Genomic DNA, 8,837 nt, shown 5'->3' on the forward strand with positions numbered 1-8,837 from the left:
CCAGCGCGCAGACCCAGGCCCTCTACCGGCGCCTCCCGGGCCGGGGCGGGGGCGGGGGCGGCCAGGAGGCGCCGGTAGAGGGCCTGGGTCTGCGCGCTGGGCTCGGCGCCCAGCTCCTCGGCCAGGGCTTCCCGGCAGCGGCGGTACTGGCGCTCGAGCCGGGCCCGGCTCCCCTGCGCGGCGTAGACCTGCATCAGGCCCCGGTGGGCCTCCTCGCGGGCGGGGTCGAGCTCGAGCAGCGCCCGGAAGGCCTCGGCGGCCTCGGCGAGCTGGCCCTGGGCCAGCTGGGCCTCCCCCAGGGCCTGCAGCAGCGCGGCCTGCAGCTCCTGCAGAGCCTCGCGCCGCTCGAGGGTCCACTCCTCGTAGCGGTCGGCCGGGAGCAACTCGCCGTAGGCGGCCAGGGCCCGCTCGAGCGCCTCCGCCCGCCGGCCCGCCAGGGCGGCCTTGGCCTGGGCCTCGAAGGCCTCGAGGTCGCTGCGCACCCCGCCCGGGGCCTGGAGCGCGAGCACCTCGTCCTTGAGCGTCAGGAGCTCCTCGGGGGAGACGGTGGGGTTCACGGAGGCCAGGGCCGCCCTGGCCTGGTGCACCGCCTTGTAAAGCTGGCTCAGCGCGGCCGGGGGCGAGAGCGCGGGCCACAGCGCCTCCAGCGCCTCGTCGCGGCGCAGGCGGTAGCCCTCCTGCAGGGCCAGCAGCTTCAGCAGGCTCCGGGCCTTGCGGCGCTCGAAGGCCTCCTCGGCCACCTCGAGGCCGCCCACCCGGACCGCAAAGCCCCCCAAGACGCGCAGCTCGACCGCCTCGAGAGGGGTGGACATCGGCGTACCTCCGCCCTTCCAGGCTACACCTCGAGGCGCCGGGGGCGCAGGGGGAGGCCTAGCCTCTGACCGCCAGCAGCGACACCGACTTCACCCCGTAGGTGCGGCTGGCCCCCTGGGCGCTTTTGGAGAGGAAGGCGTACTGCGGGTTCTCGCGCCAGGCCACCACCTTCAGCCCCGCCTCCTCGACCGCGCGGCGGTAGGCGTCTTGCTGCATGGCCCCCCCGATGCAACTGGCCCACAGGCTGCTGTTGCAGGTGATGGAGAGGGGCATCTCGAGCTCGCTGACGATGTCGGAGACCGCCAGCCTCCCTCCCGGCCGGAGCACGCGGGCGGCCTCGCGGAACACCCGCGCCTTGTCCGGCACCAGGTTGATCACCCCGTTGCTGATCACCGCGTCGAAGGAGCCGTCGGCGAAGGGCAGTTCCTCGATGTAGCCGGGGCAGAACTCCGCCTGGGCGAAGCCGGCCCGCTCCTTGAGCGCGTGGGCCTTCTGCCGCTGGGCCTCGGTCATGTCGAGCCCCACCGCCCGGCCTTGCGGGCCCACCCGCACCGCCGCGCCGAAGGTGTCGGTGCCCGAGCCGCTGCCCAGGTCCAGCACCGCCTCGCCGGGCTTTAGGGCGGCGAGGTCGAGGTGGTAGCCCACCCCGGCGAAGGACTCCAGCGCCTCCGGCGGGATCTGCTCGAGCAACTCCCCGGGGTAGCCCAGCTTCAGGGCCAGCCCCCGGCCCAGCTCGAAGTGGAACCCCCCCCGGGGCTCTTCGGCCACCTTCCGGTACACCGCCTGCACCTTGGCCCGCAGTTCCTCACGGTCAACCTCGATCATAGCTCCTCCTCAGAGCGCTTCCACCAATGCCCGGCACGACCTGCCAGGTCGTGCGGGGTAACACCCGCTCGAGCGCCGGCATCGCCGGGGACCGGCGGGTGGTGGCCGAAAACGCGGTCAGAAATCCAGGGTCGAAACCCCGCCCTGGGCCAGGTACTCCACCACGTAGGCCGCGGTCACGATCTTGGCCCCTTCGATCAGGTCGGCCTCGGTGATGCCGCGGGGCTTGGTGCAGGTCCCGCAGGCCCACACCTGCCCGCCGTTCTGCAGGAGGGAGTTCAAGGTGTCCCGCAGCGGCGGGAAGCCCGGCTTCTCGACGCCGTCGGCGTAGCCCTTAGTCGCCAGCCAGACCCCCTCGATCGTCAGCAGCACCACCGCCTCCTGCCCCGCCGAAGCGGCCACGTTGGTCACGATGAAAGGCAGCATGGCCCGTTCAGGGTCGTCCTTGCCGTGGGTACAGTGCGCCAGAATCTTCGCCATGATCCACACCTCCTCTACTTCTTGCGGATCAGGAACCGGATCAGGGGGCCTTCCTCGAGCGTGGCTACCAGGGGGTTGCCGGAGAGCCGGCACCAGGAAGGCACGTCGAGCCTGGCGCTCTGGTCGTCGGTGCGGATCTCCAGGACCTGGCCGCTGGCGAGGTCATCCAGCCTCCGCCGGATCAGCGGGGTCAGCGTGGCGCAGATCGCGCCCTCGTAGCCGGCGGCTTCGGTGGCCTCGAGGACCGCGTCGGGCGTCGGAACGTTCGCCATGGTTACCTCCCCGACAATTGGCTGAGAAATGCAGTATACCCTTTCCCGCACGGCCCGCTAACCCTGAGCCGGAACCGGGCCGCGCCCGTATACCGCCGCGCAGCCGGGGCCCGTCAACCCGGTTCCTGCCGTTCATGCGAATCCCTGAGGGGGCGGCTAGCGGGTGGTGGTGAGCCCGGCACCCTTGGGCAGCAGGAAGGTCACCGCGATCACGGCCCTGCCGGAACCGGGGTTGCCTACCGCGGCGTACTCGCCAGGGATCTCCACCCAACTCTCTCCGGCCTTGTAGGCCTTCTCGCTCCCCTTCTCCCGCACTACCGGGCTGCCTTCCACCACCGTCACGTAGGCCACACCGCCGTGGGTGTGCTCGGGGGTCCAGGCCCCGGGTGCGAAGTCCAGCACCACCTGAACCACGTCGAACTCGGCGGGGAGCCTCACGCCCTCAAAGCGGCTCTGGTAGAGCGTGGTCGGCCCGGGAGGGAGGGTCTGCCCGGCAGTGGCGGTGGGCACTACCAGGGTGAGCGCCGCCCCTTTGGGCAACAGGAAGGAGACGAAGAGCCGGGCCCTGGCTTGGGTGGCGTTGCCCACTTCGGCGGCGGTACCGGGGTGCTCGACCCAGGTTTCCCCGGCCTTGTAGGTCGTGGTCTTGCCCTGTTCCTTCACGGTCATGGTGCCCTCGAGCACGCTGACGTACCCCACGCCCCCATGGGTGTGCAGCGGGGTCCAGGCCCCCGGCGCGAAGTCCAGGACGATCTGGACCAGGTCGAAGCGGTGGGCGTCGGCGAAGGTGTTGGACACCAGCGCTTTGGGCCCCGGCGGGAGCTGCTGCGCCTGGGCCTGGGCCAGGGCCAGGACGAGCAGCGCGCCCCAAAGAGCCTTGCTGAGATTCCCGGTCATGGACACCCCCCCTTAGCCCTCGAGCACCACCTTCACCGGCACCGGGTTGCGGATGATGTCGAGCACCGGCGAGGTCTTCTGCACGTAGTCGCACAGCTCGACGACCTTCTCCCTGGGGGCGTCGGCCTTGACCCGGTAGCGCACCGTGAGGCCCTCGTAGCCGGGGCGCACCTCGTCGGAGAGCCCCAGGAAGCCTTGCAGGTCGAGGTCGCCCTCGAGGTCGAACTCCAGCGCCTCCACCCTGATCCCCCGCGCGGCGGCGTTGTAAACGAACCCCACCGCCAGGCAGGAGGCCAGGGCGTGCAGCACCGCCTCCACCGCGTTGGGGCCCCTGTTGCTCCCCAGCAGCACGGGGGGTTCGTCGCCCTCGAGGGTGAAGGGGGCGGCCCTCGAGGTGTCCTCCTGCCCCGCGCCGTAGAAGCCCTGGATGCGGGTCTTGGCGTTGCCCCCCGAGACCCAGTCGGTGTGCGCGCGGAAGCGGAAGCGGGCCAGGTTGGGGTCGGCCTGGATGGCCTGTACGGTGGCGACGAGCCTGTCCACGTCCACGCCGTTGATCCGGTTTTGCGTGACCATGTGCTCCTCCTTCGGGGTGGGGTTTCACCCACCGGCCTCAGTCTGGAGCGGGCCCCCTTCCCAGGACCTTCCCGTAGCCATCCCGTCCTCACTGCTGCCGTGCCTGGCGCGGGTCGCGAGCTGCGGCTCAGCCGGGGCTCAGACCCCAAGAAGCCTGAGGTCAGGCAGGCTTCCCATGATGGCGTAGCGGGAGGGAAGCGACCGTGGCACACGACTACAGGGCCCCCCAGGCCGTGCGTGACGCGGCCCGCAAAGGCCTCGAGCTGCGCAGGAGGTACGGGCGCGGCGGCAGCGAGGCGGGGCTCGAGGTGGCCCGCCGGCTGGCGATGGGCCGCCCCATGAGCCTCAACGAGGTGCGGCTCCTCGCCCAGTTCTTCTCCCGCCACGCCAAGGACGCACCCGAGCCGCCCGGGGCGGGACAGGAGCCCAGCGACGCCTACATCGCCTGGCTGTTGTGGGGCGGCGACACGGGGCGCGAGTGGGCCGGGGAGGTTTTGGGCGGGCTGGGAACCGCCCTTTAAGCCGTGGCTTAGGCCCAGGTCAGTCGGGCATCAGCTTGGGCCGGTAGCTTCCCGGTGTCGAAAGGAGCGTGGGACGTGCGATTCTTACCGCTGCTCGTGTTCATGGTGATCATCGGCGTAGTGGCTCAGAACACCGCCCCCACCGGGGCTACGGTGTACCAGCAGTGCCAGGGCTGCCACCAGACCACCGGGCAGGGCATCCCCGGCGCCTTCCCGCCCCTGGCCGGGAACGTGCAGGCCATCCTCGCCGCCAAGGGCGGCCGTGCCTACCTGATCCACGTCGTGCTCTACGGCCTCCAGGGCCCGATCAAGGTCAAGGGCCAGACCTACAACGGGGCCATGCCCGCCTTCGCGCAGCTCTCCGACAACCAGGCCGCGGCCGTGCTCAACCACGTCAGCACGAGCTGGGGCAACAAGCTGCCCCAGGGCCAGAAGGCCTTCACCGCCGCCGAGGTCAAGGCCCAGCGCGCCAAGAAGCTGACGCCCGCCCAGGTCGCGGCGGAGCGCCAGAAGCTGGGCCTCAGGTAGGCCGCCCCGAGCTGCGGAGGCGGGCGCGAAGCCCGCCTCCGGCTATTTCGACCGCGGCGTGGGGCGGCGGTACAGCGGCCCCATGATGAAGCGCTGGAACGCGAAGTAGACGCCCAGGTAGACCGCGATCTGCACGAAGAAGTTGTTGAAGAAGGTGAGGCCCAGGCTCGCCAGCAGCACCATCGCCAGGGTCACGGGGGTCAGCACCAAGAAGGTGCGCAGGAACAGACCGGGGAAGAACTTGAACGCCTCCTTGAGGGTCAGCGGGGGGCGCTGGTTGGTCTTGCGGCGGAGCTTCTCTTCGCGGCGCTTCTTGCCCATGGCGGCAGTTTACCCCACCGCCCGGCCCCTCACTGTCGGCCGCGGCGGATTGCCCGGTACACTGGAGCGGTGCGCGAACTCTGGGAAGCGTTGTGCGCCCTGCCCCACCGCGGCAGCGCCACCGCGATGGAGGCCCGCGCGGCGGGGCTGCTGCGGGGGTGGCTCGAGGCCCGCGGCCACGCGGTGCGGGCCCAGCCCTTCCGGGCGCCCCGGAGCTACGGCTGGGAGCTGCTGGCGGTGAGCCTGGTGCTGGGGGCGGGGGGCGTTTCCGGGCTGTTCTGGCTGGCCCTGCTGGGCGCCCTCGCCTTCTGGGCCCACTTCCGGGGCGTGTGGACCCCCTGGGCCGCGCTCTTCGACCGCCACCCCTCGCAAAACCTCCTGGCCGAGGCCGGGGCCGACGGCCGGACGCTGGTGCTGATGGCCCACTACGACAGCGCCAAGACCTGGTTCATCTACGACCCCCGCCGGGTGCGCGGCTTCCGGGCCAACTTCCTGCTCAACGCGGCGCTGGCCTTCGCCCTGCCGCCCGCCGTGCTGCTGGTGCCCTGGCTGGGGAAGGCGGTGGGGCTGTACTTCCTGGCGCAGGCCGCCCTGCTGCTGTGGCGCGAGCTCACCGCCCCCTACGTCAACGGCGCCAACGACAACGCCTCGGGCGTGGCGGTGGCGGCCGCGCTCTTCGACGAGCTGGCCCGGCAGGCGCCCCCCGGGTGGCGGGTGGTCCTGGCCCTCACCGGCTGCGAGGAGGTGGGGGCCAAGGGGGCGCTGGCCCTGGCCCGCGGCGGCGAAATCCCCGCCGGCGCGCTCATCCTCAACCTCGACAACGTGGGCCGGGGCACGCTGTTCTACGCGGTAGGGGAGGGGATGCTGGGCTACCGGCCCTACGCGGGGGAGCTGCTCGAGGCCGCCCGCGCCCTGCCCGGCGCCCGGCCCCTCGAGTACCGCCTGGCCTACTTCGACACCCGCGCCTTCCCCAAGAACCCCTGCCTCACCCTGATCCGGCTCGAGGAGGGCGTCATCCCCAACTGGCACTGGCCCAGCGACGTCGCGGCGAACGTGCGCTGGGAGGACGTGGAGCAGACCCGGGAGTACGCTTTGAAGCTGGTCCATAGTTTGCTGGGGGCTCGAGGGTAGGCGAACGCCGGGCGCAGGTCGTGCGGCGTACGCCGAACGCCGAACGCAAGACGCAAAACGCGAGACGCTTTGGCCCTGGACCCTGGACCCTCGACCCTCGACAGACCGCTAGCCACACGCCCTCCCGGCTCGGCCTACGGGCTGGGCCTGGCGAAAGGTCTACGTCGCGTGCAAAGATTCCGTGGAGGCAACTAGAATAGGCGAAATGCGTTCCCTGATTTTCCAGGGCTGGCTCAACGGGGTGTGGGCACGGACGGTGCTCGCGGCAGGATTGGTATTCCTCGGTGCAATTGGGGGGGTTCCCGTCGGCCTGACGGACTTGCTGCCTATTCTCATGCTCTCCTTCGCCCAGCAGGCGCTCAACTACTGGCATTACCGGCGCAAAGGGGTTTTCCTCGACGACCTGGTTTTCTTCGGCGACCTGGTGCTGCTGGCTTGGGTGCTGCGCCTGGCGGGCGGCAGCCAGAGCCCGATGGTGTTCATGGTGTACATCTGGCTCTACAGCTCGGTCGTCGCGGGCAACGACCGGGGGGTGCGCCGCTGGGAGGTGGCGCCTTACCTGGGGGCGGCCGCGGTGCTGGTGGTGGTCGGCTACGGCTACCCGGGCTACGTGCCTTACCTGCTGGCCCACGCCATAGGGCTGCTCGTCTTCGCGCTCAACTCCCACGGGCTGCACCTCGAGCGCTACATCGGCGAGCGCGACCCGCTCACCGGGGCGCTCAACCGGGGGGCCGGGCTGGGCCGGCTGAGCGACTGGCTGCGCGGCAGCAAGCCCTTCGTGCTGGCCTTCGTGGACCTCAAAAACTTCAAGGCCATCAACGACACCCACGGCCACACCGTCGGGGACGAGGTGCTGCGCAGCGTCGCCGAGCGCCTCAAGGGGGCGGTGCGCCGCACCGACCTGGTCGTGCGCTACGGCGGCGACGAGTTCGTGGTGGCGAGCGCCTCCCCGGACCTGCTCGAGCGGCTGATGGGCGTCTTCGGCCACCCCTTCCAGACCTCGGCGGGCGTGGTCGAGGTGCAGGGCGACGTGGGCTGCGTGCGGCCGCAGGAGGGGGAGAGCCTCCAGGCGCTGCTGGTCAAATCGGACGCCGCCATGTACCGCATGAAATACACCAGAAATTTGGAGATGCGCGGCGAGAACGCCAACTGAGGCCCGCTTCCTTAATCCAAAATTAAGGTCACTCCCCCGCTTGTGAAGAACCGCAGAGGCCCACGGTAGCCTGAACTAGCATTGGCCTATGGCCGAGGTAGCCCTGATGAGCTCTAAATCCACCTCGATCCTCGACATGCTCAAGGCCATGGTGCAGGCCCAGGCCTCGGACATTCACCTGCAAGCCGGGGCCCCGCCCACCATGCGGGTGTACGGCAAGCTCAAGCCGTTCAACAACAAGGTGCTCAACCCCGCCGACATCGAGACGGTGGCCAAGGCGCTGATGACCCCCGAGCAGCAGGAGGAGCTCGAGTACCGCAAGGAGCTCGACTTCGCCTTCACCCTCCCCGGCCTCGCCCGCTTCCGCTGCAACCTCATGCACCAGCGCGGCTGCATGGGCATGGTGATCCGGGTGGTCTCCGAGGCCATCCCCGGCTTCGAGGCGCTGGGCCTGCCCAAAGAGGTGATGGAGAACCTGGCTAACCAGGAGCGCGGGCTGGTGCTCGTCACCGGGCCCACCGGCTCGGGCAAGACCACCACCCTGGCCGCCATGGTTGACTACATCAACCTCCACTCGGCCAAGAACGTCATCACCATCGAAGACCCCATCGAGTACCTGCACAAGCACAAGAAGAGCCTGGTCGTGCAGCGCGAGGTGGGCGTGGACACCGACTCCTTCCTCACCGGCCTCAAGTACGCCATGCGCCAGGACCCCGACGTCATCCTCATCGGGGAGATGCGCGACCGCGAGACCGTGGAGGCCGCGATCATGGCCGCCCAGACCGGCCACCTGGTCTTCTCGACGCTCCACACCCTCGACGCCATCCGCACCATCAACCGCATCATCGACTTCTTCCCCCCCCAAGACCACACCCAGATCCGCATCCTGCTGGCCGAGTCGCTGCTGGGCGTCCTCTCCCAGCGCTTGGTGCCCCGCGTAGACGGCCAGGGCCGGGTGCTGGCGCTGGAGGTGCTGCTGGCAACCCCGCTCATCCGCGAGCTCGTCAAAGACGAGCACAAAACCCCCCAGATCCGCGAATTCATGGCCCAGGACAACTTGCGCGGCATGCAAACCTTCGAGCAGCACCTCGCCAAGCTCTACATGGAAGGCCTCATCACCCTCGAGGACGCCGAACTCACCGCCACCAGCCCCCACGAGCTCAAGCTGCTGCTCACCAAGGCGACGGGAAGGGCGTACTGAGGAAGGCTATTGGCCCTCAGCGGTCAGCTTTCAGCGGTTAGCCGTCAGCCAAAGGCCAAGGGCTCGTGGTTTACCCCACCCCGTCCCTTCCCCCCGGCCCCCCTTGCTAAGGGGGGTGACAA

General features: G+C 70.0%; 12 protein-coding genes. 5 read left to right on the forward strand and 7 right to left on the reverse strand.

Going from position 1 to position 8,837, the window contains the following annotated elements; genetic code table 11:
* The 6 genes from Mterra_RS16095 to Mterra_RS16120 all read right to left on the reverse strand — a co-directional run.
* The coding region (locus Mterra_RS16095; protein WP_119316089.1) for an AfsR/SARP family transcriptional regulator at positions 1-812 on the reverse strand (812 nt) is incomplete at its 3' end.
* Between the two features lie 58 nt (positions 813-870).
* The gene (locus Mterra_RS16100; RefSeq protein ID WP_119316090.1) at positions 871-1,638 is read right to left on the reverse strand and encodes a methyltransferase domain-containing protein; all 768 of its coding nucleotides are present in this window, start codon (positions 1,636-1,638) and stop codon (positions 871-873) included.
* Between the two features lie 117 nt (positions 1,639-1,755).
* Positions 1,756-2,118, reverse strand: coding sequence for a DsrE family protein (locus Mterra_RS16105; RefSeq protein WP_218022951.1), 363 nt, complete (start codon positions 2,116-2,118; stop codon positions 1,756-1,758).
* A gap of 14 nt (positions 2,119-2,132) precedes the next feature.
* Complete coding sequence (locus tag Mterra_RS16110) at positions 2,133-2,390, reverse strand: sulfurtransferase TusA family protein (RefSeq protein ID WP_119316091.1); 258 nt, start codon at positions 2,388-2,390, stop codon at positions 2,133-2,135.
* 156 nt (positions 2,391-2,546) lie between these two features.
* Positions 2,547-3,287, reverse strand: coding sequence for a cupin domain-containing protein (locus Mterra_RS16115; RefSeq protein WP_119316092.1), 741 nt, complete (start codon positions 3,285-3,287; stop codon positions 2,547-2,549).
* Positions 3,288-3,299: 12 nt separating this feature from the next.
* Entirely contained in the window at positions 3,300-3,860 is a 561-nt protein-coding gene (locus tag Mterra_RS16120) for an OsmC family protein (RefSeq protein WP_119316093.1), read from the reverse strand.
* Positions 3,861-4,063: 203 nt separating this feature from the next.
* Between Mterra_RS16120 and Mterra_RS16125 the strand changes: the two genes are divergently transcribed.
* The gene (locus Mterra_RS16125) at positions 4,064-4,381 is read left to right on the forward strand and encodes a DNA-binding protein (RefSeq protein ID WP_119316094.1); all 318 of its coding nucleotides are present in this window, start codon (positions 4,064-4,066) and stop codon (positions 4,379-4,381) included.
* Between the two features lie 102 nt (positions 4,382-4,483).
* Entirely contained in the window at positions 4,484-4,909 is a 426-nt protein-coding gene (locus Mterra_RS16130) for a c-type cytochrome (RefSeq protein ID WP_119316096.1), read from the forward strand.
* A gap of 42 nt (positions 4,910-4,951) precedes the next feature.
* Here Mterra_RS16130 and Mterra_RS16135 read toward each other — a convergent pair whose 3' ends face one another.
* Complete coding sequence (locus Mterra_RS16135; RefSeq protein WP_027893982.1) at positions 4,952-5,230, reverse strand: hypothetical protein; 279 nt, start codon at positions 5,228-5,230, stop codon at positions 4,952-4,954.
* Between the two features lie 69 nt (positions 5,231-5,299).
* On the opposite strand from Mterra_RS16135, the gene Mterra_RS16140 reads away from it, so the two are divergent.
* The 3 genes from Mterra_RS16140 to Mterra_RS16150 all read left to right on the forward strand — a co-directional run bounded on the left by Mterra_RS16140 (position 5,300) and on the right by Mterra_RS16150 (position 8,715).
* Positions 5,300-6,361, forward strand: a complete 1,062-nt coding sequence (locus Mterra_RS16140; RefSeq protein WP_245971665.1) for a M28 family peptidase — start codon at positions 5,300-5,302, stop codon at positions 6,359-6,361.
* A gap of 205 nt (positions 6,362-6,566) precedes the next feature.
* Complete coding sequence (locus Mterra_RS16145) at positions 6,567-7,514, forward strand: GGDEF domain-containing protein (protein ID WP_218022952.1); 948 nt, start codon at positions 6,567-6,569, stop codon at positions 7,512-7,514.
* An 88-nt stretch (positions 7,515-7,602) separates the two neighbouring features.
* On the forward strand, positions 7,603-8,715 hold the full coding sequence (locus Mterra_RS16150) for a type IV pilus twitching motility protein PilT (RefSeq protein WP_176582545.1): 1,113 nt from the start codon (positions 7,603-7,605) through the stop codon (positions 8,713-8,715).
* Positions 8,716-8,837 lie beyond the last annotated feature (122 nt).

The sequence above is a fragment of the Calidithermus terrae genome (assembly GCF_003574345.1).
Classification (GTDB): Bacteria; Deinococcota; Deinococci; order Deinococcales; family Thermaceae; genus Calidithermus; species Calidithermus chliarophilus.